General features: G+C 69.7%; 25 protein-coding genes. 8 read left to right on the plus strand and 17 right to left on the minus strand.

The features are described 5' to 3' along the window. Positions 1-2: 2 nt before the first annotated feature. The 3 genes from xylB to ACFO0C_RS45280 all read left to right on the plus strand — a co-directional run bounded on the left by xylB (position 3) and on the right by ACFO0C_RS45280 (position 4,455). Positions 3-1,382 (plus strand): xylulokinase, encoded by a 1,380-nt coding sequence (gene xylB, locus ACFO0C_RS45270; protein WP_378073070.1) that lies wholly within the window; start codon positions 3-5, stop codon positions 1,380-1,382. Positions 1,383-1,588: 206 nt separating this feature from the next. After that, positions 1,589-3,013, plus strand: a complete 1,425-nt coding sequence (locus ACFO0C_RS45275; RefSeq protein ID WP_378073071.1) for a pectinesterase family protein — start codon at positions 1,589-1,591, stop codon at positions 3,011-3,013. Positions 3,014-3,015: 2 nt separating this feature from the next. After that, a complete protein-coding gene (locus tag ACFO0C_RS45280; RefSeq protein ID WP_378073072.1) occupies positions 3,016-4,455 on the plus strand; it encodes an RICIN domain-containing protein in 1,440 nt (479 codons plus the stop codon). Here ACFO0C_RS45280 and ACFO0C_RS45285 read toward each other — a convergent pair whose 3' ends face one another. Further along, positions 4,456-5,580, minus strand: coding sequence for a glycosyltransferase (locus ACFO0C_RS45285; protein WP_378073074.1), 1,125 nt, complete (start codon positions 5,578-5,580; stop codon positions 4,456-4,458). It lies immediately after the preceding gene. Between the two features lie 122 nt (positions 5,581-5,702). On the opposite strand from ACFO0C_RS45285, the gene ACFO0C_RS45290 reads away from it, so the two are divergent. Then, the gene (locus ACFO0C_RS45290; protein WP_378073119.1) at positions 5,703-7,163 is read left to right on the plus strand and encodes an MFS transporter; all 1,461 of its coding nucleotides are present in this window, start codon (positions 5,703-5,705) and stop codon (positions 7,161-7,163) included. Here the strand turns inward: ACFO0C_RS45290 and ACFO0C_RS45295 are convergent. From ACFO0C_RS45295 to ACFO0C_RS45325, 7 genes are all read right to left on the minus strand, one after another. After that, positions 7,071-8,678 carry a glycoside hydrolase family 13 protein gene (locus ACFO0C_RS45295; protein ID WP_378073075.1) on the minus strand — a complete coding sequence of 536 codons (1,608 nt, stop codon included), beginning with the start codon at positions 8,676-8,678 and terminating at the stop codon, positions 7,071-7,073. The two genes, ACFO0C_RS45290 and ACFO0C_RS45295, sit on opposite strands and share 93 nt — an antisense overlap. Positions 8,679-8,705: 27 nt before the next feature. Continuing rightward, on the minus strand, positions 8,706-9,410 hold the full coding sequence (locus ACFO0C_RS45300; protein ID WP_378073076.1) for an HD domain-containing protein: 705 nt from the start codon (positions 9,408-9,410) through the stop codon (positions 8,706-8,708). Between the two features lie 66 nt (positions 9,411-9,476). Continuing rightward, positions 9,477-10,433, minus strand: coding sequence for an MHYT domain-containing protein (locus ACFO0C_RS45305; protein WP_378073077.1), 957 nt, complete (start codon positions 10,431-10,433; stop codon positions 9,477-9,479). A gap of 162 nt (positions 10,434-10,595) precedes the next feature. Further along, complete coding sequence (locus tag ACFO0C_RS45310; RefSeq protein WP_170167261.1) at positions 10,596-10,739, minus strand: GPGG-motif small membrane protein; 144 nt, start codon at positions 10,737-10,739, stop codon at positions 10,596-10,598. A 42-nt stretch (positions 10,740-10,781) separates the two neighbouring features. After that, positions 10,782-11,525 carry a metallophosphoesterase family protein gene (locus ACFO0C_RS45315; protein WP_378073078.1) on the minus strand — a complete coding sequence of 248 codons (744 nt, stop codon included), beginning with the start codon at positions 11,523-11,525 and terminating at the stop codon, positions 10,782-10,784. After that, on the minus strand, positions 11,522-11,770 hold the full coding sequence (locus ACFO0C_RS45320; RefSeq protein ID WP_378073079.1) for a hypothetical protein: 249 nt from the start codon (positions 11,768-11,770) through the stop codon (positions 11,522-11,524). The genes ACFO0C_RS45315 and ACFO0C_RS45320 overlap by 4 nt, the downstream gene beginning before the upstream one ends. Before the next feature lies 1 nt (position 11,771). Further along, entirely contained in the window at positions 11,772-12,347 is a 576-nt protein-coding gene (locus ACFO0C_RS45325; protein ID WP_378073080.1) for a nucleotidyltransferase, read from the minus strand. A 197-nt stretch (positions 12,348-12,544) separates the two neighbouring features. Between ACFO0C_RS45325 and ACFO0C_RS45330 the strand changes: the two genes are divergently transcribed. Next, positions 12,545-13,165: a dTMP kinase gene (locus ACFO0C_RS45330; RefSeq protein ID WP_378073120.1), complete on the plus strand. Its 621-nt coding sequence runs from the start codon at positions 12,545-12,547 to the stop codon at positions 13,163-13,165. A gap of 49 nt (positions 13,166-13,214) precedes the next feature. On the opposite strand, the gene ACFO0C_RS45335 is transcribed toward ACFO0C_RS45330, so the two are convergent. Next, on the minus strand, positions 13,215-13,901 hold the full coding sequence (locus ACFO0C_RS45335) for an SDR family NAD(P)-dependent oxidoreductase (RefSeq protein WP_378073121.1): 687 nt from the start codon (positions 13,899-13,901) through the stop codon (positions 13,215-13,217). A 529-nt stretch (positions 13,902-14,430) separates the two neighbouring features. Between ACFO0C_RS45335 and ACFO0C_RS45340 the strand changes: the two genes are divergently transcribed. Then, complete coding sequence (locus tag ACFO0C_RS45340; protein WP_378073082.1) at positions 14,431-15,432, plus strand: sigma-70 family RNA polymerase sigma factor; 1,002 nt, start codon at positions 14,431-14,433, stop codon at positions 15,430-15,432. A gap of 80 nt (positions 15,433-15,512) precedes the next feature. Here the strand turns inward: ACFO0C_RS45340 and ACFO0C_RS45345 are convergent, their stop codons facing one another. The 3 genes from ACFO0C_RS45345 to ACFO0C_RS45355 all read right to left on the minus strand — a co-directional run bounded on the left by ACFO0C_RS45345 (position 15,513) and on the right by ACFO0C_RS45355 (position 17,578). Continuing rightward, on the minus strand, positions 15,513-16,475 hold the full coding sequence (locus tag ACFO0C_RS45345) for a C40 family peptidase (RefSeq protein WP_378073083.1): 963 nt from the start codon (positions 16,473-16,475) through the stop codon (positions 15,513-15,515). Between the two features lie 338 nt (positions 16,476-16,813). Continuing rightward, positions 16,814-17,131 (minus strand): DUF3817 domain-containing protein, encoded by a 318-nt coding sequence (locus ACFO0C_RS45350; protein WP_378073084.1) that lies wholly within the window; start codon positions 17,129-17,131, stop codon positions 16,814-16,816. 18 nt (positions 17,132-17,149) lie between these two features. Next, positions 17,150-17,578 (minus strand): hypothetical protein, encoded by a 429-nt coding sequence (locus ACFO0C_RS45355; protein WP_378073085.1) that lies wholly within the window; start codon positions 17,576-17,578, stop codon positions 17,150-17,152. On the opposite strand from ACFO0C_RS45355, the gene ACFO0C_RS45360 reads away from it, so the two are divergent. Both ACFO0C_RS45360 and ACFO0C_RS45365 read left to right on the plus strand, forming a co-directional pair. Further along, positions 17,540-17,917 carry a DUF6158 family protein gene (locus ACFO0C_RS45360; protein ID WP_378073086.1) on the plus strand — a complete coding sequence of 126 codons (378 nt, stop codon included), beginning with the start codon at positions 17,540-17,542 and terminating at the stop codon, positions 17,915-17,917. The two genes, ACFO0C_RS45355 and ACFO0C_RS45360, sit on opposite strands and share 39 nt — an antisense overlap. 376 nt (positions 17,918-18,293) lie before the next feature. Beyond that, positions 18,294-19,112, plus strand: coding sequence for a GAF and ANTAR domain-containing protein (locus ACFO0C_RS45365; protein ID WP_378073087.1), 819 nt, complete (start codon positions 18,294-18,296; stop codon positions 19,110-19,112). A gap of 72 nt (positions 19,113-19,184) precedes the next feature. Here the strand turns inward: ACFO0C_RS45365 and ACFO0C_RS45370 are convergent, their stop codons facing one another. Genes ACFO0C_RS45370 through ACFO0C_RS45390 form a run of 5 tightly spaced genes read right to left on the minus strand, consistent with a single transcriptional unit; the run spans position 19,185 to position 22,792 of the window. Further along, positions 19,185-19,481, minus strand: coding sequence for an antibiotic biosynthesis monooxygenase family protein (locus ACFO0C_RS45370; protein ID WP_378073089.1), 297 nt, complete (start codon positions 19,479-19,481; stop codon positions 19,185-19,187). Between the two features lie 54 nt (positions 19,482-19,535). Beyond that, on the minus strand, positions 19,536-21,170 hold the full coding sequence (locus tag ACFO0C_RS45375; protein WP_378073090.1) for an MDR family MFS transporter: 1,635 nt from the start codon (positions 21,168-21,170) through the stop codon (positions 19,536-19,538). Beyond that, positions 21,167-21,640 carry a MarR family winged helix-turn-helix transcriptional regulator gene (locus ACFO0C_RS45380; protein WP_378073091.1) on the minus strand — a complete coding sequence of 158 codons (474 nt, stop codon included), beginning with the start codon at positions 21,638-21,640 and terminating at the stop codon, positions 21,167-21,169. Before ACFO0C_RS45380 ends, ACFO0C_RS45375 begins: the two co-directional genes overlap by 4 nt. A 42-nt stretch (positions 21,641-21,682) precedes the next feature. After that, positions 21,683-22,285, minus strand: coding sequence for a class I SAM-dependent methyltransferase (locus ACFO0C_RS45385; RefSeq protein WP_378073122.1), 603 nt, complete (start codon positions 22,283-22,285; stop codon positions 21,683-21,685). A gap of 21 nt (positions 22,286-22,306) precedes the next feature. Continuing rightward, a complete protein-coding gene (locus ACFO0C_RS45390; RefSeq protein ID WP_378073092.1) occupies positions 22,307-22,792 on the minus strand; it encodes a hypothetical protein in 486 nt (161 codons plus the stop codon). Positions 22,793-22,892 lie beyond the last annotated feature (100 nt).

Here is a 22,892-nt window from a genome sequence, read left to right on the forward strand (position 1 = left end):
TCATGGCGCTCGTTGCCGGGATCGACAGCTCGACGCAGTCGTGCAAGGTCGTGATCCGCGATGCCGAGACCGGCAAGCTGGTCCGGCAGGGCCGGGCCGTGCATCCGGACGGCACCGAGGTGCACCCGGACGCCTGGTGGACCGCGCTCCAGCAGGCGATCGAGGAGGCCGGCGGCCTGGACGACGTGGCCGCCGCCTCGGTTGCCGGGCAGCAGCACGGGATGGTCGCGCTCGACGAGAACGGTGAGGTGGTCCGCCCGGCGCTGCTGTGGAACGACACCCGCAGCGCCGGTGCGGCCGCCGACCTGATCGCCGAGCTGGGCGGCGGCGCGGCCTGGGCGGACGCGGTCGGCATCGTGCCGGTCGCCAGCTTCACCCTGACCAAGCTGCGCTGGCTGGCCCGCAACGAGCCGGAGAACGCGGCACGGGTGGCCGCGGTCTGCCTGCCGCACGACTGGCTGACCTGGAAACTGTCCGGTTCCACGTCGATCGGCGATCTGAGGACCGACCGCAGCGACGCCAGCGGGACGCTCTACTGGTCGGCCAAGACCAATGAGTACCGTCACGATCTGCTGGAACTCGGGTTCGGCCGATCACTGATCGTGCCCGAGGTGCTCGGCCCGACCGGGGCCGCCGGTCACCTGCCCAACGGGGCTCCGCTGGGCCCGGGTGCCGGGGACAACGCGGCGGCGGCCCTCGGCACGGGTGCCGCTCCGGGCGACGTGATCGTCTCGATCGGCACGTCCGGCACGGTCTTCGCCTCGTCGGAGGTCTCGCCGAACGACCCGACCGGCACGGTCGCCGGATTCGCCGACACCACCGGCCGGTTCCTGCCGATCGTGGTGACGCTCAACGCGGCCCGGGTCCTGGACGCGGCGGCCAAGCTTCTCGGCGTCGGCCATGAGGAGCTGTCGAAACTGGCGTTGAGCGAGAAGGCCGGCGCCGGCGGTCTGGTGCTGGTGCCCTATCTGGAGGGGGAGCGGACCCCGAACCGGCCGGACGCCACCGGCTCGATCCACGGGCTCACCCTCCGCACGTCGACACCGGCCCACCTGGCCCGGGCCGCCGTCGAGGGCATGCTCTGCGCTCTCGCCGACGGCCTCGACGCGCTCACCGCCTCCGGGGCGGTCGCCGACCGGATCGTCCTGGTCGGGGGCGGGGCGCGCAGTGAGGCGGTCCGCCGGATCGCGCCGGCGCTCTTCGGCAGGCCGGTGGTCGTCCCGCCGGCCGGTGAATACGTCGCCGACGGCGCCGCACGGCAGGCCGCGTGGGTCACCGTGGGCGGCGATCTTCCGCCGGTCTGGTCGGCGGACACCCCTGAGGTGTACGAGGCGGACAGCGTCCCGTCGATCCGGGAGCAGTACGCCGCGGCCCGAGGCTGAACGACCGGCCGGCCACACCTCAGGGTCTGGCCGGCCGGAACCTCCGCAACGGGTCGAGGCCTCTTGCGTCCCGTGGGGGCGCGTGGCCGTATCCCCGCGAAAAGTTTTTGATTTTCTTGTTGTCCCCGCTCTGTTGCGGCATCTACGTGCACAGGAACACCGGCCGTCCCCCGCGGCCGTCATCCCCGCACGTGAGGAAGATCGCAGTGGCAGAGAGAAAATCCCGGAACCGGGTGGTACTCGGCGTCGCCGCCGCAATGGTCGTGCCGGCCGGGCTCATCGGCTGGTCGATCATGCCGTCGAACGCGGCGACCGCTCCCACCGCCGGCACGACGTATCAGTTGATCGTGAAGAAGAGCGGTAAGTGCATCGACGTGCCGTCGGCGTCGACGGCGAACAGTGCCCTGCTGCAGCAGTGGGGTTGTACCGCGAACTCGACGTGGCAGCAGTTCAAGCTGGTCGCGTCGGGTAGCAACTTCCTGATCCAGAACGTCAACAGCGGTAAGTGCATCGATGTGCCGTCGGCGTCCACCACGTCGGGTCAGCAGTTGCAGCAGTACACCTGCGTCGGCTCGCAGACCAACCAGCAGTGGCGTCTGGCGGCGTCGGGTACCGACACGTTCCAGATCATCAACGTCGGTAACGGCCTGTGCATCTCCGACCAGGGCGCCTCGACGGCCAACGGTGCGGCGATCATCCAGGAGACGTGCACCGCCAACTCGAACAAGCAGTGGGCGTTCACCGCCGTCTCGTCGTCGGTGTCGTACACGGTCGCGGCCGACGGCACCGGCACCTACAAGACGGTGCAGGCCGCCGTCGACGCGGTCGGCACCGGCAACACCAGTCGTAAGACGATCACCATCAAGCCGGGCACCTACCGGGAGATCGTGACGATTCCGTCGAACAAGCCGTTCATCACGCTCCAGGGCGGCGGCGACTCCAACGACGACGTGGTGATCGTCAACAACCGCAGCAACGCCGGCGGTTACGGCACCTCGGGCAGCGCCACGCTCTTCGCCAACGGCAAGGAGTTCAACGCCGTCAACCTGACGATCTCGAACGACTACGGCGAAGGGTCGCAGGCGGTCGCCGCGAACCTGAACGCCGACCGGCTCGTCTTCGACAACGTCCGGTTCCTCGGCGCGCAGGACACCCTGCTGGTCAACAGCGGCCGGGCGTATGTCAAGGGCGGTTACGTCGAGGGGACCGTCGACTTCATCTTCGGCTCCGGCACCGCGGTCTTCAACGGCACGAAGATCTACCAGAAGCGCAGCACCGGTGGCCCGATCACGGCGGCCCGGACCGACGCGGCGAACGCCTACGGCTTCCTCATCTACAAGAGCACCATCACCGGCGCGACGAACAACACCACCCAGCTCGGCCGGCCGTGGGGCCCGAACGCGCAGGTGCTGTTCCGCGAGTCGAGCCTGAGCGCGACGATCAAGACCGCACAGCCCTGGATCGACATGTCCGGAAATGTCTGGCAGAACGCGCGTTTCCTGGAGTACAAGAACACCGGGTCCGGCGCTACCACCAACAGCAACCGGCCGCAGCTGAGTGACTCGCAGGCCGCGAACTACACCCCGCAGAAGTATCTCGCGGGCACCGACTCCTGGAACCCGGTGGGATGATCATGAAGAAGCGCGTCATTCTCTCGGCGATCGTCCTCGCCGTCCCGGCCGCCTTCGTGGGCTGGTCGATCATGCCGTCGAACGCGGCGACCGCTCCCACCGCCGGCACGACGTATCAGTTGATCGTGAAGAAGAGCGGTAAGTGCATCGACGTGCCGTCGGCGTCGACGGCGAACAGTGCCCTGCTGCAGCAGTGGGGTTGTACCGCGAACTCGACGTGGCAGCAGTTCAAGCTGGTCGCGTCGGGTAGCAACTTCCTGATCCAGAACGTCAACAGCGGCAAGTGCATCGACGTGCCGTCGGCGTCGACGACCTCAGGCGCCCGGTTGCAGCAGTACACGTGTGTCGGCTCGCAGACCAACCAGCAGTGGAAGGTGGCCGCGTCCGGCACCGACACGTTCCAGATCATCAACGTCGGTAACGGGTTGTGCATCTCCGACGAGGGTGCCTCGACGGCGAACGGCGCGTCGATCATCCAGGAGACGTGCACCGCCAACTCGAACAAGCAGTGGGCGTTCACGCCGGTGACCGCCGGCACGGGTCGCTCCTGGCCGTCCACCCCGGACGGTTTCGCCTCGACCGGCGGCGGCACCACGGGCGGTGCGGCCGGGACGACGGTCACCGTCTCCACCCTGGCCGACCTCACGAAGTACGTCACCGCGGCCGAGCCCTACGTGATCAAGGTGGCGAAGGCCATCACGATCACGCCGAAGGGCACCGAACTCAAGGTGCAGTCGAACAAGACCATCGTCGGTGTCGGCACGTCCGGCGAGATCGTCGGCGGCGGCTTCTTCCTCGGCGCCGGCGTCAAGAACGTCATCATCCGCAACCTCACCATTCGCGACACGCAGATGACCGAGGACGACCCGGACGACAAGACGTACGACTACGACGGTATCCAGATGGACACCGCCGACCACATCTGGATCGATCACAACAAGATCACCCGGATGAACGACGGCATGATCGACAGCCGTAAGGACACCACGTATCTCACCGTGTCCTGGAACGTGCTGGACACCGGGAACAAGGCGTTCGGCATCGGCTGGACCGAGAACGTCACCTCGCGCATGACGATCCACCACAACTGGATCAAGAACACCGTGCAGCGGAACCCGAGCACCGACAACGTGGCGCTCGCCCACCTCTACAACAACTACCTGCAGAACATCACGTCGTACGGCAACCTGTCCCGCGGCGGCACGAAGATGGTCCTGGAGAACAGCTACTTCGACAACGTCGTGAACCCGTTCTACAACGACACGTCGGCCGCCCAGCTCAAGCAGAGCGGCAGCATCGTCAAGAACTCCTCGGGCAAGCAGCAGACGAACGGCTCGGCCTTCGACCCGAAGGCCTACTACTCGTACACGCTGGACGCGGCCGCCGACGTCCCGGCGCTGCTGGCCACCTACGCCGGCCCGCAGGCGAACATCGGTAACTGATCACCGGGCGGCGCTGCCTCCGGGTAGCGCCGCCACCCCGGCGTGCACGGCCAGGAAGCCGTTCACCGCGTTCGACCAGGGAAAACATTCAGCCTGGGTACGGGCGGCCGCGCGCCGTTGCGCAGCCGGGCGGGCCAGCAGGTCCCGTACCGCCGCGGCGAAGCCGTCCGGTGTGGCGGCCACCCCGGCCGGGCCGACGACCTCGGGCAGGGCACTGCCGGCCCGGACCACCGCCGGGGTCCCGCTGGCCAGCGCCTCCAGGGCGGACAGGCCGAAGGTCTCGATCGGGCCGGGCGCCAGCACCACGTCGGCGGTGGCCAGCAGCCCGCGCGGGTCGCTCACGTGACCGAGGAACCGCACGGGCAGCCGCCGCCGTTCCGCCTCGGCCGACAGTTCGGCGCGCAGCGGCCCGTCACCGGCCACCACGAGGACCGCGTCCAGGCCATCGGCCCGCAGTGCGGCCAGGGTCTCCAGCGACACTCCGGGTTCCTTCTCGGCCGACAGCCGGCCGCAGTGCAACAGCATCACCGAGGCGGTCCCGGCCAGGCCGGTCCGCAATCCGGCATCCCGTCCCGCCGGGGAGAAACGGCCAAGATCAACGCCGAGGGGTACGCGAACCGGGGCGGCCCCGACACGCAGGAACTCCCGCTGCGCCCACTCGGTCGTGCAGACCACCGTGCCGAACGCCGCGGCGGTCCGCGCGTTGAGCCGGTCGGCGGCCCACGGGGCGACCGGGCCACCCGGGCCGAAGAGCCGCAGCAGCCCGTCCAGGCTCTCGTGCGAGACCATCATCGATGGCACGCCGCTCTCCCGAGCCCAGCTCCCGAGCCAGCGCAGCGTGCTCCGGTCGTGCACCTCGATCCGGTCCGGCCCCAGCCGCCGCAGGACCGTCTTCACCGCCCCGCGGTTCAGCAGCACCCGGTAGCCGCCCAGCCCCGGCACGGCCGGCCCGGGAACGGTGATCACCCGGCCCTGCGGGGTCTGCTCCTCGCCGGCCTCGGCGCCCGGCAGTATCAGCACCGCCTCGTGCCCGGCCGCCTGATAGCCCCGGCCGAGCTCGCGCAGCGCGGTGCGCAGGCCGCCGGACGTGGCGTGGACGAAGTTGGCGACCCGGACGATCAGCATGCCCCACGGTGACGAAGATCGTGGTCGCCGGGGCAACGCGGCCCTGACCGGCCGCCGAACGATCGACGACAGTCCCGTGCGGACGCCCACCGGCGGCCCTCTGGCGCTAACCTTCACCGGTGATGGGCAGGGGTGGCACGGCGCACCGCGTGTACAGCGTGGTGGTCTTCGTCGTCCTCGCCGCCCTGGACAACATCGCCATCGGCATCGTCCCGCCGCTCTACGGCAGCATCGGCGCCGAGCTCGGCGTGACCGAGGCGCACATCGCGCTGTCCACCACGATCATGTTCCTGATCAGCGCGGTCGCCGCGATCGGGTTCGCCTACCTCGGCGACCGCACCGACCGTAAACCGGTGCTGGTCGCCGGCACGATCATCTGGGTGCTCGGCACCGCCTGGTCCGGTCTGGCCGGCGGCTACGGCACGTTCCTGGCCGGGCAGGTGCTCGCCGCCTTCGGGCTGGGCGGGGTGGCGTCGGTCAGTTTCTCGGTGGTCAGCGACCTGATCTCGCCGCGCCGCCGGGGCCTGGTGATGAGCTTCTGGGGCCTGTCGCAGGGTGTCGGCACACTGGCCGGGACCCTGGTCGGCGGCATCCTGGGCCACGAGGACTGGCGGCGGCCGTTCCTCGTGACGGCGGTGGCCGGGCTGGTCGCCACCGGCGCCTACCTGTTCACCTTCAACGTGCCGCGCGGTGACAGCCAGCCCGAGCTGGTCGGCATCGACTACGAGGAGCGCATCCAGCACGAGGATCTGCCGGTCATCCTGAAACGGCGGACCAACATCTGGCTCATCCTCCAGGGGGGTACGGCGCAGATCGCCTTCGGCTCGATGGTGTGGCTGCCGGTGCTGTTCCGGGCCCGCGCCGAGGACCAGGGCTACACCAGCGGCACGGCGGTGCTGATCGGCAGCGTGTTCGCCACGATCTTCCAGCTGGGCGCGGCGCTGTCGATCCTCGGCGGCCTGGTCGGTGACCGGCTGCAACGGCGTACGCCGCGTGGGCGTGCCCTCGTCGCGTCGATCGGGGTGCTGTCGGCCGTACCCCTCTATGTGGTGTTGTTCTTCGTCCCGATGAAGATCACCGTGCCGGACGGTGAGGGGACCGGGACGGTGATCCGGGGTGTGCTGGCCAATGTGGTGACCGAGCCGACCGTCGGGTTCTGCCTGGTCGTGGCCGTGTTCGCGCTGATGCTGACGTCGGCGAACTCGCCGAACTGGTTCGCCATGATCGCCGACGTGAACCCGCCGCAGCACCGCGGCACCGTCTACAGCCTCGGCAACCTGGTCAACGGCGCCGGGCGGGCCGGCGGGAACGTGCTGGTCGCGGTGGCCTTCCGGAGCCTGGCCGGATCGTTCCCGCCGCCGCTGAACTACGCGGTCGGGCTGGCCGCCTTCCAGATCTTCTTCATCCCGACCGGCATCATGTACTGGCTGGCCAGCAGAACGGTGGCGAAGGACATGGCCGACACGCACACCGCCCTGCTGGCCGCCGCCTCAGAACACCGCCCAGACCGTGACGTCGCCGGGGACCCGCCCGTCGCCGTCCAGGGGCTCGCTGGTCAGCAGGACCCGGGCGCCGGGCGGTAAGGTCACCGGCTCGTCGCCGAAGTTGGTCACCACCGTCACGTCGCCGTTGCGGAACGCCAGCGCGCCCTCGTCGCCGGCCAGCCAGACCAGCTCGCCCGACCCCAGCTCGTGCTCCCGCCGGACGGCCAGCGCCGACCGGTACAGCTCCCAGGTGGAGCCGGGCACGTCCACCTGACGGTCCAGCGCGTACTCCGCCCAGATCGCCGGCTGCGGCAGCCAGCTCGCGTCGGCCGGCCCGAAACCGTAGGACGGGGCGTCGGCCTCCCACGGGATCGGCACCCGGCAACCGTCGCGGCCCCGCTCGGTGTGCCCGGACCGCTCCCAGGCCGGGTCCTGCCGGACGTCGTCGGGCAGCGTGGTGTGCTCCGGCAGCCCCAGCTCCTCGCCCTGGTAGAGGTAGGCCGAACCGGGCAGGGCCAGCATCAGCAGGGTCGCCGCCCGGGCCCGGCGCAGCCCGAGGGCGCTGTCCGGCTGCGGGTCGCCGACGCCGATGCCGGGCTTGCGGCCCTCGCCGGGCGGGAAACCGAGCCGGGAGGCGTGCCGCACCACGTCGTGGTTGGAGAGCACCCATGTGGTCGTCGCGCCGACCGCGTCGTTCGCCGCCAGCGACGAGTCGATGATCTCCCGCAGCGGGGCCGGCGACCAGGGCGCCTCCAGGTAGGGGAAGTTGAACGCCTGGTGCATCTCGTCCGGCCGCACGTAGCGGGCCAGCCGTTCCTCCGGCTGCACCCAGGCCTCGGCGACCAGGATGCGGCCGCCCGGGTACCCGTCGAGGACGGCACGCCACTGCCGGTAGATCTCGTGCACGCCCTCCTGGTCCCACATCGGCGGCGGCGGGCCGACCGGGTCCAGGCCGCCCAGGATCACCGACGGTGCCGTCCAGTCGGTCAGGTCGGCGTCCTTGATCAGGCCGTGCGCCACGTCCACCCGGAAGCCGTCGACCCCCCGGTCCAGCCAGAACCGCAGGATGTCGAGGAACTCGGCGCGGACCTCCGGGTGGTCCCAGTTGAGGTCCGGCTGGGAGACGTCGAACAGATGCAGGTACCACTGGCCGTCGGGCAGCCGCTCCCAGGCCGAGCCGCCGAAGACGCTCTGCCACGAGTTCGGCGGCTCGTCACCGTCCCGGAAGATGTAACGCTCCCGCTCCGGGCTGCCCGGACCGGCCTCGACGGCGGCCCGGAACCACTCGTGCTCGTTCGACGTGTGATTGGGCACCAGGTCCACGATGATCTTCAGGCCGAGGTCGTGGGCCGTGGCGATCAGCTTGTCGGCATCGCCGAGCGAGCCGAAACGTGAGTCGACGCCACGGTAGTCGGCGACGTCGTACCCCGCGTCGTGCTGCGGGCTGGGGTAGAACGGCGACAGCCAGACCGCGTCGACGCCGAGCCGCCTCAGCAGCGGCAGCCGCGCGGTGATGCCGGGCAGGTCGCCCATGCCGTCGCCGTCCCCGTCGGCGAACGACCGGGGATAGATCTGGTAGATGACCGCGTCCCGCCACCAGGCGTCAGTAGGCATGGCCCCACGGTAGTTCGGGCCGGACCGTCACTCGTCGAGGATCGCGGCGAAACGCTCCTCGGCCAGGTCCAGCTGGTCCAGGATGTGCTCCTTGGCCTGCGTGGACAGCGGCGTGTCGGGCCGGCCGACGAGTTCCCGCAGTTTGGGCACGAGCGGCCGGTACTTGCGGGCCGAGCTGGTCGCCTTCTCCAGCGTCGTGTGGATGACACCGACCCCGTTGTCGGTGAAGTCGGAGATCTTGATCACTCGCGCCCACGGATCGCGCTCCAGGTTCTCCGCGACGTGGATCCGGTACTGCTCGTGCTTGTCACGGGCCGGGTCGTACTCCGGGTTGGTCACCGACCGGACCAGGTCGGCGACCCGCTGATTGAAGCGGCGGGCCAGCTCGGCCAGTGCGGCCTCGGTCAACTCGGCGTGCGAGGCGTCCCCGGCCAGCCCGGCCAGCCCGGCCAGCTCGGCCGGGTGGTCCTCGACCGCGTCGTGCAGCAGCGCGGCCACCAGCACGTCCACGTCCCGCACCTGGTAGTACCGGAGGATCCGGATCGCGACCCGGAGCAGGTGGTTGAGATAGGGCTCGCGGACCCGGCGGTCGGCCGCGTGCAACTCGGAGGCGAGATCGAGGGCCTCGACGAGCAGTTTGCGCTCGTCGTCGGGGAAGGACTCCAGTTCCAGGGCGAATCGGTCACGTAGGCCGGCTTCGCCGTACACCTCGGTGATGGCGTGCAGTGGCATCGAGAGCAGCATCCTTGGCGCCATGTCGATCAGGTATACCGGATGTCGGGCGGGGATGGGTTTCGATCAGCTGCCGGAAGGGGCCGGTGGCGCCGCCTGTGCCGGTGAGGGTGACGGCCGGGGTGACGGACGTGGCCCGGGAGAGGGACGGCTCCCGGTGGCGGCCCGGCCCGCGGCGACCGCCCGGGCGGCCGGGGTGAGCCGCATCGCGCCCATCGACGCGTGCTTCACCGTCCACGGCTGCGGGGTCTCGGCGTGCACACCCCGTTTCGGGCTGCCGGCCCCGTCGGTGAACTCCTCCTCGGTCATCGCCTGCAGCGCGCTCAGCGCCACCCCGACGATGGTGGCCGTGATGATCAGGATGATCGGGACCAGCATGGTGAGCGGCCGGATGCCGCCCGCGTTCGGGGCGCCGGGGGCCAGCTCGACCGACATGGCCGCCATGCCGGTGTAGTGCATGCCGCAGACCGCGACGGCCATCACCGCGGCGGCGCCGGTGACCCGCGCCCAGCCCCGCACCGAGACGGCGAACCAGAGGGCGATCGTGCTGGCCGCGATGGCGATCAGGCCGGACGCGACGACGAGCACGGGGGAGTAGTGGATCGTCCCCGGAAGGCGGATGCCCTCCATGCCGGTGTAGTGCATGGCGATCACGCCGGTGCCGGTGAGCAGACCGGCCGCCACCACCCGGGTGACGCTGCGCTCGCCATGGCCGACGATCATCAGGCCGATGCCCACCGTCGCCACCGCGAACGCCAGGCTGAGCAGGGTCAGGGGGAGGTCGTACCGGACCGGGCTGACCGGCACGTCGAAGCCGAGCATCGCCGAGAAGTGCATCAGCCAGATCCCGCCGCCGCCGATCGCGAACGCGGCGATCGCCAGCCACCGGTTACGCCGGCTGCGGTTGTGCGCGTCGCGGGCCCGTCCGGCGCAGAGGAGCCCCAGGAACGAGCCGAGAAAAGCCAGCAGGTACGCGGCTATCGGGTTGTAAGCACCATAGGTGAAGTGATGGACGTCAGCCACGCCGGGATTGAGTCAGATATCAGCGGGTGTACATCGCACCTTGTGTGCGGCGGTGCACGAAAGAGAGAACCGGAGTCACCGAGGTCTTGTCCGTTAAGGACCAAACCGCGGCGACCCCGGTTCAGGATCGATGATGCAGGTAGGCGGGGGGAATTGGGTCGATCAGGTGAAGATGCTGACGCCGCCGGGCCCCACCAAGAGGCCGACAATGATCAGCACGACACCCCACAGGATCTGCCGCCGGAACAGGGCGAGAACACCGGCGACCACGAGGATTACGGCGAGAATCCAGAGCAGTAGGTCCATGTCTCATCGATTACCCGGACCCTCGAAATCGGAAACCTGGGTTCAGGCCGGTACGAGATCGGAATCCACGGATTCGGAGAGCAACTGGTACACGTTGTACGCCTGCTTGATCACCGGGTGCGCGACGTTGCGGACGGGGACCCCGCCGGGCGTACGGCCACGCTCCGATCCATGGTGCGCGTGCCCGTGCAGGGCCAGCGCGGTCGGCGCCGAGTCGACGGCGTTGCCGAGCTGGTAGCACCCGAGGAACGGGTAGATCTCCAGCGGCTCACCGACCAGGGTGTCCGGCACCGGGGCGTAGTGGGTGAGCGCGACCAGGGCGTCACAGTGCAGCGCCCGCAGCGCCTCGCCGAGCCGGGCCGAGATGTCCTCGGTGACACCGACGAACGTCTTCATCTCGCGTTCGCCGAAATTGCTGGCGCACGCCCCGGCGAACCCGCCGCCGAACCCCTTGGCGCCGGCGATGCCGAGCCGGTGCCCGCGGATCTCCAGCACCGTCGACGAGCACTCCAGCACGGTGATCCCGGCGTCCGTGAGGACCTGCGTGACCTGCTGCTCCTGGTCGCTCTGGTGGTCGTGGTTGCCCAGCACCACCACGACCGGGACGCCCAGCCCGCCGAACTCGGTCGCGAAGCACTTCGCCTCCTCGACCGTCCCGTGCCGGGTCAGATCGCCGGCGACCAGGAGGGCGTCGGCGCGGTCCGGCAGCTGTTCGAGGGCGGGCCGGTAACGGCCCACCACGTCCTTGTCCACGTGGACGTCGCCCACGGCGGCGATCCGGATCATGAAATCTCCTCAACCTCGCTCGGGGCCTGCGCCCGGGTGATGCCGATGTCGCAGGTGATCTCGATCTCGGGGAAGTGACTGCTGATCTGCCGGCAGATCTCGTCGCGTCGCTGAACGCTCTCCACCTCCCCGCCGAGCACCACCACGTTGTCCCGGCGGTGCACGGTGATGCCCTGCTCGGCGACACGGTCGTGTTCGGTGAGCAGACGCTGGATCTCGGCCTCGAGATCGATCTGGTTGGTCATCTCATCCCCCTACCCGCTCCTTTGAGAAGGGCACCACGTCCAGACGGTCGAGCAGGACCAGGAACGCCTCGGCGTACGGGGAACCGGTGGTCTCCCGGCGGACCCGTTCCCAGTCGATCTGCTCCCGCAGCGAGCGGGCGACCGGCAGCCCGGTGGCGAAGTCGCAGTAGTGCTGGCTGTAGCTGAGCAGCTTGTGGACCATCAGCCGGGAAGCGGAGATCACCGGCATGTAGATCGCCTCGACCGAGATCTGCTCGGTGTCCCGCAGCGTCTCCTCGTCGACCGGCGACTCGACCGGGCGGTAGATCAGGTCCGCCATCCGGCCCTCGTCGTAGACCTTGACCAGCCAGTCCTCCGGCGGCTGCTCGGTCTCGAACCCGACACCGGCCAACTCCTGCAACGCCCGATCCTTGTCCTGTTCCCGGATCAGGAAGTCGACGTCGTGATCACTGGAGTAGCCGCCGCGGGCGTACACCGCGAAGCTCCCGCCGAGGGCGAAGGGAATCTCCGCGCTCTTCAGCGTCGAGGCGACCCGCTTCAAGGTGATGGCCAGACCTTCGTCCACACGGTGTGGCATGCCGTCCTCCTGTCCGGTGTCCGGTTCGTGAACGACTACCCGGAGTCGTGACTCCTTGAACCCACACGATCATTCTGGAGGACCGTCAGTGCCGGCCGGTGCGGAACGGAATGTGCCATCGGGCGCTACCGTCGGTTGGTATGGCTCTCGTCGCGCAGTCCCGTCCGGGTCCCGTCCCCTCCGGCGTGCCCCGCCGGATGCCGCGCACCATCGCCCTGGTCGGTATCGACGGCTCCGGCAAGACCACCCAGGCGCGCGTCGTCGCGGCCGAGCTGGCCGCCGCCGGGCACCCGGCCGCGTACCGGCAGAACGCCGGCGGCCGGCACTGGTTCGGCCGGATCGCGGTGATGGTCGGCCGGGCCGACGCCGAGGATCTGTTCGGCCGCCGGGGCACGCTCGTCGTCGAGTCCGTGCTCCGCTGGCTCGCGATCGCCCGGACCCTGCTGCGGCGGGCGGTCCGGCGGGAGATCGCGGTGATGGACCGGTACGCGGTGTGTCAGTACGCGAGCCTCCGCGCCCACGGTGCCCGCCCGATCGCCGAGCGCCTGGCCCGTCTGGCCTACCGGTTGTTCCCGCGCCCGGACGTGACGTTCTTCCTGGCAGTCGACCCGGAGGTGGCGCAGGAGCGGATCGAGCGGCGTGGCTACGACACCGAGACCATGGACTACCTGCGGAGCGCGGACGGCGCCTACCGGTCGTTGCGGGAGTACCCCACGTTCGTGGTGATCGACGCCAACGGCGCCCCCGAGCAGGTCACCAAGGCGATCCTGGCCGAACTGGACACCTTCTCCCAGTCCGTCGCCCAGGCCTTGCCGTAAACCGGGATCAGGCCTGCTGTAACCGGGATCAGGCCTGCTGTGACCGGGATCAGGCCTTGCCGTAAACCGGGATCTGGGCGCCGCTGATCGGGGCGGACTCGTCGGAAGCCAGGAAGAGCACGGTCCCGGCGATCTCGGACGGGGTGACCCACCGGCCGTGGTCGGCGTCCGGCATGGCGACCCGGTTCGCCGGGGTGTCGATGACGCTGGGCAGGACGGTGTTGCAGCGCACACCCTTCTTGCGGTACTCGACGTCGACCGCGGCCGCGAAAGCCAGCACGGCCGCCTTGGCGGTCACGTAACCGGCCGCGCCGGGGAACGGGGCGACCGCCGCGCGCGACGAGACGCAGATCACCGAGCCGCCGCCGGCCTCCACCAGGTACGGCAGTGCCGCCGCCGTGACCAGGTAGGTGGGCCGCAGGTTGATCGCGAGCATCGCCTCGAAGTCGGCGACCGGGGTGTCCGCGATCAGGCCGGCCCCCGCGTAGCCGCCGACCAGGTTGACCACCGCCCGCAGCGGCGCCCCCGTGTCGCTCGCGGCCCGCTCGGCGGCGGCCCGCACGTCGGCCTCGACGGTCAGATCCGCCTCCACGGCGACGGCACCGGCGGGCAGCCGATCGGTCGTCCCGGGGCGCACCGGCGCCACCACTCGCCAGCCCGCGGCCAGGAAAGCGCTGATCGTGGCGGTGCCGAGTCCGCCGTTGCCGCCGGTGACCAGAGCCGTACGCGTCGAGATCATGGAGGCAGCTTGTCACACGGTGGTGAATGTGCTGTTCCTCACTTCGCCGGGAAACCTGTCTCCCACCTGGGAATGTTTCGCGCTTGCCGAGCGTCACCCGTGCGGGCGATCCAGATGTGGCGTGGTGAGGCGCATTGTGACCGATGGTCCCGTTCAGCCCCCCGGACGCGGGATCTTCGCTGAGGCGTTTGTTTCAGGCTTGTCGAAGCCCGGCCGATGCTGCACATGAACCCCAGGAGCACGAAACCCGTACTCGGGGGTGACGAGCATCGCGTAGCGCAGGGTGATGCCCGTCGCTGTGACGATGAGAGGCCGATGGTGTTATGAAGCGCGTAGAGGGTATCCGATCGTCTGCACGACGATCACCGAGATCCCGTATTCAGCTGACGCGCACTGGGTTCTCAGCTACCACCCAGACATTCGTGACACTTTCGACCCACCAGCCGGAATCAGCGCGGCCAGCAATTTGTTGTGTAGATGTCAGCAACCGCAATGCACGAGCTGCGGACGTTACGGGAGAGGGCTGATGGACGCAGGTAATGCCCGTAACAGGGTTAGCGATGGCAATGAGGGGACCGTGGGCAACGTGGAGAAGAACACCGTGATGCGTACCGACCAGGTCGCCGAGGAGCGCGACCTCGTTGGAGTCTACCTGCACGAGATCTCCCGGACGCCGTTGTTGGACGCCGCGCGGGAGGTCGAACTCTCCAAGGCAATCGAGGCGGGCCTCTACGCCGAGCACCTGCTCGAGACGGGCGAGGTCCGACGCGGCATCAGCAGGGAAGAGCTGGAGCGTGTGGTCACCGAGGGCCAGCGCGCGAAGGACCTGTTCATCCGGGCAAACCTTCGTCTGGTCGTCTCCATCGCACGCCGCTACGTCCGGTCCGGCATGCCGATGCTGGACCTCATCCAAGAGGGCAACACCGGCCTGGTCCGCGCGGTCGAGAAGTTCGACTACGAGCGCGGCTACAAGTTCTCGACCTACGCCACCTGGTGGGTGCGCCAGGCGATCAGCCGGGCCATCGCCCAGCAGGAGCGCACCGTCCGGCTCCCCGTCCACCTGGTCGAGGACGTCAACCGGATGCGCAACGTGACCCGTCAGCTGGTCCGTGAGCTGGGCGCCGACCCGGAGCCCGACCAGATCGCGGCGGCGCTCGGCGTCACCGTCGAGCGGGTCAACGAGCTCACCCGCTGGGCGCAGGACACCGTCTCGCTGGACACCCCTGTCGGCGATGACGGCGACACCAACCTCGGTGACCTGGTCGCCGACAGCGACGCCCCGAGCCCGGAGGAGATCGTCCTCAACGCGCTCGAGCGGCAGCGCATCGAGGGTCTGCTCAACCACCTCGACGACCGGTCGGCCGGCATCATGCGGGCGCGGTACGGGTTGGAGGACGGCCGGGAGCACTCGCTGACCGAGGTGGCGTCCCGCTTCTCGCTGAGCCGGGAGCGGATCCGCCAGCTGGAGATCCAGGCGCTCGGCCGGCTTCGCGAGCTGGCCCGGGCCGAGGGGCTCCAGGCCGCCTGACCAGCGGTTCACTGAAACGATCAAGGCCGGCGCCCCCGCGGAGGGGCGCCGGCCTTCTTGTTGTCTAGCCGCCGATCGGGCTACTTGACCCGGCCGTAGCCGTTCGGGGTCATGATGTCGATCGTTCGATGCAGCACGTCCCGGCCGGCCGACGGCGCGTCGATGATCTTGCCGCCTCCGACGTAGATCGCGACGTGGCCGTTGCTCCGGTAGAACACGAGGTCGCCCGGTTGCAGATCGGCACGGCTGATCCGGGCGGTGGCACTGTACTGCGCGGCGGCGTTGTGCGGCAGGGACTTGCCCGCCGCCGCCCAGGCCGCCGAGGTGAGACCGGAGCAGTCGTACGAGTTCGGGCCGGCGTCGCCGTAGCCGTACGGCTTGCCGATCTGGTTGAACGCGAACGTGACCGCCTTGCCGGCCGAACCCGGGATGTCGGGGATCGTGCCGGTGTAGGAGCCGCTGTTCTCGGTGGCGCTGCCGTAGGCGGCCTCGCGCATGTCGTACAGCTTCTCGAGGTCGCCCTCGATCTTCTTCTTGCGGTTGGCCAGCTCGGTGACCTGGGCGGACTGCTTGTCCTGGGTCACCTTGAGCGCGGCCTTGCGCTCGGCGAAGGTCGTGGTGGTCTCGGTGAACGTGTCGATGTCCTGCTGATTCGACTTGGTGATCTGGTCGAGCACCGCGAGGCGCTCCAGCAGGGTCTCCGAGTCGCCGCTCACCAGAACCGTCATCGCGCCGGTCCGGCCCTGCATGTAGGTGGTGGTGGCGATGGTCTGCACCTTGGCCGTGGCGTCGGCCAGCGCGGCCTGGGCCGGCTTGAGGGAGGCCTCCAGCTTGGCGGCGTCGGCCTTGGTGGCCTTCACGTCGAGCCGGAGCTTGTTGTACTGCTCGGTGACGTCCTCGAGCTTTTCCGAGGCCGCGTCGATCTTCTTCTTGATCTCACTCGCGGACGGCGCCGCATGGGCGGCCGTCCCTCCCGACGTGGTGATCGCGAACGCCGTCAGCGCGACCACGAGCGCCCGGAACCGGGTACGGGGGTGTGGCACTGGTCAGGGGCCTTTCTTCCGCTTGGCCGCCTACCGGGTCGGCGGGACCGTCGGGCTGGAAGAGAGACCCTGTCCGCGTATGTATCCGGTCCGGTTGCGACGTCCCCGCGCCCCTGGGGGTGGGAGCCGGATCGTCACGCGTGATGTGGCGGCGTTGGCCGGCGCCACCCGAGGGTTTGTGGCTGCGGACCGGACCAACCGCATTAACCTATCGGCGGAAGAAAAGAAATCAAGACCTGGGCGAGTGATTTCCACCAATGGCCGGACTTGCGAGAATAATCCCGATAACGGACCGTTATTTGATCGCCGCTCAGCGTTAATCCGGCCCGATAATCGGACTATTCGCTCAGCGCCGGCTCGGCGACGGGAACCCAATGGCGGGTCACGTGGCGCTCGGCCCAGAACGAGAAGAACGGGACCGTCCCGGCCAGCATCACGAGCAGCATCCGCTTGAACGGCCACGGCACCCGCCGGGACAGGTCGAAGGTGCAGACCAGGTAGACCATGTAGAGGAAGCCGTGGACCTGGCCCACCGTCTCGACCAGCGTGGCGTCGTCGGCCGGGCCGTATTTCAGCACCATGCCGACGGTCAGCGCGAGCAGGACCACGCCGACGATCCAGGCGATGATCCGGTAACGGGTGAGGGCTCCCTGCACGACGGGTGACTCCTTGCTTTATGTGGTGATGCGGCCGGGGTAGTCGGACGGGCGCGCGCCGGGGTGGGCGGCCAGCCAGGCCAGATAGTCGTTGTAGGCGTCCAGCTCCGGGTCGGGTGTGGCGCCCTCGGCCGGCTCGACCGTGACACGGACCGGGCGGCCCAGGGTGACCGGCGCGCCCGGGACGGCGGGGGACGGCGGGGCTGGGCGCTCCGCCGCGGTCAGCGGCTCGCCCGCGGCCTTGCGCTTGGCCAGCTGGACCTCACGCCACCAGATGAAGACGACGAAGCCACCGAAGACCGGCCACTGGAACATGTAGCCCCAGCTGATCGAATTGCCGTCGGCGGCCCGGCTGTATTGCCACCAGCCCAGGGCCAGGCACCCGGCGGCCAGGACGAGCGCCAGGAGATGACGGGCCATCCACGCCGGAGTCCACAGCCCTTTCATGCCCCTGAGCCTACCGGCGGGTTTGGCGGCGGCCCGCACGGGCAAGCGGTGCAATCGAGTGGAGCCGACACAGACGGGAGGCGCACGACGATGAACGCGCGGAACGACGAGGGGGCTTCGGTGATCTTCGACACCGGAATCGACCCGGCCGGCCTGACCGACGACGACCTCTTCCGGGAACTGGCCAGCCTCTACCGGACCCGGCTGCACACCCTCCGGCACGGCCCCGACGCGGCACTGGAGAACCACTTCCGGCGGACCGCCGAGCTGGAGACCGAGTACATGGCGCGCAACCCGGGCCGCGAGGTCGACCCGGACCGGCTCACCCGGGACTTCTGAGCCGCCGGTGTTTCGCCGAACCCGATGTGTAATCCAGGTCACACCTGCTCATGGAATCGCCGGGTGGTGCCGACGGTTGTGAACGGATGCCGGTGTGCCCAGTGTCCCCGGGCCTCACCCAACGCCTGCACGGAATACCGCGGCGGTCTGCTCCTCGCGTCAGCGGGGTGATCCGACCGCACGGCTGGAGCCGTGTTGAGCCACTCGCCGCGAGGCGACCTGCACACCGGCATCCGCGCCGCCTCCCGGACACCCGGGGGGCGGCGCAGTACTTTGCGGCCCGCGAAAAATTTCCAGCCGGTCTATCCAGGCAACACCCCCCGATCGTGGCACTTGATCGCGCACGTTTCCGGATAGACGTGGCAATATCCGTCGGGTGTCTGCCCCGAAACGTCGTGTCCCGGCCGCGCAGCGTGGCGCCCGGCTGACCCGGCGCACCCCCAAGAACGGCACGCCATCGCTGTCCTCGCCGCGTCGTGCCGCCCTGCACCCGGCTCCCGTCATCGACGTCGCGGCCGGCGGGCCACACCCGGTGGAACTGGCCGGTCTCCTGCACGAACTCACCGTCCGCCTGCTCTCGGCCGATTCCCTCGACCAGGCTCTCGACCGGCTCGCCACGATCGCGACGGCCGCCCTGCCGGGCGTCATCCGCTGCTCGGTGGTCCTGATCACCGAAGGCGGTCCGCTCACGGCCGCGGCGTCGGGCACCGCGGGCGAGACCTTCGACCATCTGCAGTACGCCGGAAGCACCGGCCCGGGCCTGGAGGCGGCCCGCACACGCACCCTGGTGACCGCCGACGACCTGCCCGCCGACGACCGCTGGCCCGATCTGAGGGACGCGGCCCGCGCCGACGGCCTGCGGGCGGTCGCCTCGATCCCGCTCGACGTGCGGCGGACGGCGGTGGGCGCGGTGAGCGTCTACCCCGACCACGCCGGAGACCTGAACCCGGAGGCCCTGGTCACCGCCATGGCGCTGGCCGGTCAGGCCGAGGTCCTGCTGGGCGAACTGCACCGCCGGGAGGCCCTGACCGAGGGCGCCGAGGTGGACCGGGCGGTGGGCGTGATAATCGCCCAGCGGGGCTGCGGGGTCCAGGAGGCCTACGCCGTCCTCCAGGAGAGCGCCCAGCGCCTGGGCCTGGACCGGGGCACCGTGGCCACCCGCCTGGTGGCGGCAGCGGCCAGAAACGCGATCTGACCGCCGTCACACCCGCATGCAGGACGCCGCCGTGTCACCGGCGGCGTCCCTGCCGCGAACCAGCCGGCTCACTCAGGCCGTCTGGATGACCTCGAACTCCAGAAGGCTGGCCCCGGAAGCCACCGGCTTGGCGCGCTCCCCGGCGTGCGCCTCCTTGGCGCTGCCGTTGGCCCAGTTCTGAAAGTCCTCCTCCGTCTCCCACCGCGTATACACGAAGTAGCGGGTCTCGCCGGCCACCGGCCGCAGGAGCTCGAACCCGAGGAATCCCGGAGAGTTCTCCACGGCGCCGTGACGCGCGGCGAACCGCTTCTCCAGCTCGGGCCCGGCCCCCTCGGGAACCTCAATCGCGTTGATCTTCACAACAGCCATGCGCTCACGCTACTGCCCGTTCCTGAAAGGACGTCGCGGGAAGCGCGGGGATTCTCAGCCCTTGGCCGCCGCCTCCTCGGCCCGGGCCTGTTGCGCTGAGCGCTGCGACAGGGGGATCTCCGGGAGGAAGAAGACCACGATGAGACCGAGGATCATCACGAAGAACGCGATCAGGTAGACCACGTGCACGCTGTCGGCGAAGCCGACCTTGAACGGGTGCGAGATCGGGTCGGCGAGCTTGCCGAGGAACGACGTGTCGGTGAGACCGGCGCCGCTCATCGCCACCTTCAGCGTCTCGGCCTGGGACGGGTCGGCGGCGAGCGCCTGCTGGAACCCGGCGGTGGGCTGTGCCGCGGTGTACGCCTTCTCGATGTTGCCGGGCAGCACGTTGAACAGCACCGACAGGAAGACGGCGGTGCCGAGGGTGCCACCCATCGAGCGGAAGAACGTGACCGCGCCGGTGGCCGTACCGATCTCGCGGGGGGAGACCGCGTTCTGCACGGCGGTGATCATCGGCTGCATGTTGCTGCCGAGGCCGAGGCCCATCAGGACCATCACCAGCATGACCCGCCACAGCGGGGTGTCCGCGCCGACCAGGGAGAACAGGTAGAGCGCCGTGACCATGAAGACGCTGCCGACGATCGGGAAGATGCGGTAGCGGCCGGTCCGGGAGATCAGCTGGCCGGAGATGATCGAGCCGGCCATGATGCCGACCACGAACGGGATCATCTGCAGGCCGGCCATGGTGGCCGAGGAGCCCTTGACGATCTGCAGGTACAGCGGGACGGTCATCAGGCCACCGAACATGGCCATGCCGAGGATGGTGCTGGCGGTGACGCCGACGGCGACGGTGCGCTTGCCGAGCAGGGCCAGCGGCAGCAGGGCCTCGTTCTTGTAGGCGCGTTCGGCCAGGATGAAGCCGATCAGGCCGAGCCCGCCGATCACGTAGCAGGCGATCGAGCGGCCGGAACCCCAGCCCCAGTCGCGGCCCTGCTCGGCGACGGTCAGCAGGGGCACCAGGGCGAGGATCAGGGTGACCGCGCCGGGCCAGTCGATGCGGTGGTCGACGCGGTGGTGCGGCAGGTGCAGAACGCGGGCGACGACGGCCATCGCGGCCAGGCCGATCGGCACGTTGAGGTAGAACACCCAGCGCCAGCCGTCGGTGCCGAGGATGGTGTCGGCGCCGGCGAAGAAGCCGCCCAGGATCGGGCCGAGGACGCTCGCGGTGCCGAAGACGGCGAGGAAGAAGCCCTGGTACTTGGCGCGCTCGCGGGGCGGGACGATGTCGCCGATGATGGCCAGTGCGAGTGACATCAGGCCGCCGGCGCCGAGGCCCTGGATGGCCCGGAACGCGGCGAGCTGCCACATGTTGTCGGAGAGGCCGCACAGGAACGAGCCGACGATGAAGATGCCGATGGCCAGCAGGAAGAACGGGCGCCGGCCGTAGATGTCGGACAACTTGCCGTACAGCGGGGTGGAGATCGTCGAGGTGATCAGGAAGGCCGTGGTGGCCCAGGCCTGCAGGTCGAAACCCTGCAGGTCGTCGGCGATGGTCCGGGTCGCGGTGGCCATGATCGTCTGATCCAGCGCGGCGAGGAACATGCCCATCATCAGGCCGCCGAGGATCGTCAGGATCTGGCGGTGGGTGAATTCCACCGGCGCCGGCGCCGATGGGGCTGGGTGGCTCACGCAGTCTCCCGTGGGGGTGATGCCGGGTCGGAGCGCAGGTGCGCCTCGACCGCGTTGTTGAACTCTTCGAAAAGATCCGTGAAGGCGGCGACCCGGTCGGCGGGCCAGTCGGCCAGGACCTGGGCGAGCATGTCCACCCGGGCCTGGCGCACCCGCTCGCAGGCGGCCGCGCCGGCGTCGGTGACGGCCAGGCGGGAGGCACGGCCGTCCGCCGGATCCGCCTCACGACGGGCCAGGCCCGCCTTGACCAGCTGGGCGGCCTGGCGGCTGACCGTCGACGGATCGGCTCCCTTGACCTCGGCGAGGTCGGTGACCCGCATCGGGCCCATCGCGCGCAACGGTGGCAGCAGCATCAGTGCGGAGAACTCGGCGCCGAGATCTCCGGTCTTGAGCATGCCCCGGAATCGCGCGCCCATCCGGACCAACCGCGTGATTTCGTCGGCCAGCCGGGTGGATTCCTGTTCGTGCACGGGCGTCGTTCCTCCGGATCAAGATTTGCGTGTAGCCTACAACTAGTTGCGTGATGAACGCATCCGCCATACGCCTGTGGTGAGCGTCTCGGTGTCCTCCAGCGCGGCGGGGACCGGGACGACGTATTCCGCCACCAGGTCGAAGAGCCGCTCCGGGAAGAAGCCGCGCCCCGGGTCACCGACCAGCACCTCGGCACCCCGGTTCCGGGCCGCGCGCATCAGGGTGACCATCTTCGGGGCGACCACGGGGCTGTAGAAGACGTCGCCGGCCAGGAGCACCTCGGGATCGTCCAGATGACCCACCAGGGACAGGCCGTTCGCCGACGCGTTGCGGTGCGCCGCCTCGACCGCCGCCGGATCGATGTCGGAACACGCCACGGCGGCCGCACCGGCGTAGGCGGCGGCGATCGCGGCCACCCCGGAACCGGTCGCCACGTCCAGCACGCGGCGCCCGGCGACCTCGATCGGGTGATCCAGCAGAAAACGTGCGAGAGCCTGACCGCCCGCCCAGGCGAACGCCCAGAACGGTGGCGGCTGGTCACTGCGGAACTCGCCGCCGGTCAGGTCGAAGAGGCCGACCGGCTGGGTGACGAGGTGCAGGGAGAGTTCCGGGGCCAGAGGCACCGGCGACAGGGTGGTGGGCAGCACCCCGTGATTGAACCCGACTCAGCCGATCGGCTGCGGGTCGCTCGCCATGATCAGTTTGGCGCGGTACTCGGCGCGGGCCTCGGCGGCCCACGGGGCGTCCTCGTCCTCCAGCAGCGGGCGCGACGCCAGGAAGGCGGCGGCCGCCAGCGGGCGGGCCGCACGGGCCGGCGGACGGTCCGCGGCCAGGGCCACGAGCTGGTCGAACGTGGCGGTGTCGACATGCACGCGATCGGGGGCCAGACTGACACGACCGCGGTGCGACGTGATCACCGAGTCGCGGTGACGCACCCCCGGCTCCAGCCTGTCGCGCAGGATCCCGAGGTCGTCCTTGACCGTCGAGAGGGGGACGCCCAGCGTGTCGGCCAGCTCCACAAGCGACCACTCGCCCCGCAACGCCAGCAGGGCGAGGAGGTGACGCGGGCGGGCGCCGCCGAAGTCTTCCCCGGAAAGGCGGATGCCACGGGTACGGACCTCGAGAACGCCGAAGAGCTGGATGTCGTGCATGATCGAGAACTCTGCTGTTTCAGCGGTCCACGCGGCAAGCCCCAAAGCGAGGGGGTCGGGTTGACCGAAAGACTGGCCATCGGGTCCGCTCGGAGGCATC

Source organism: Actinoplanes subglobosus (genome assembly GCF_042650585.1).
In the GTDB taxonomy this organism is placed as follows: domain Bacteria; phylum Actinomycetota; class Actinomycetes; order Mycobacteriales; family Micromonosporaceae; genus Actinoplanes; species Actinoplanes subglobosus.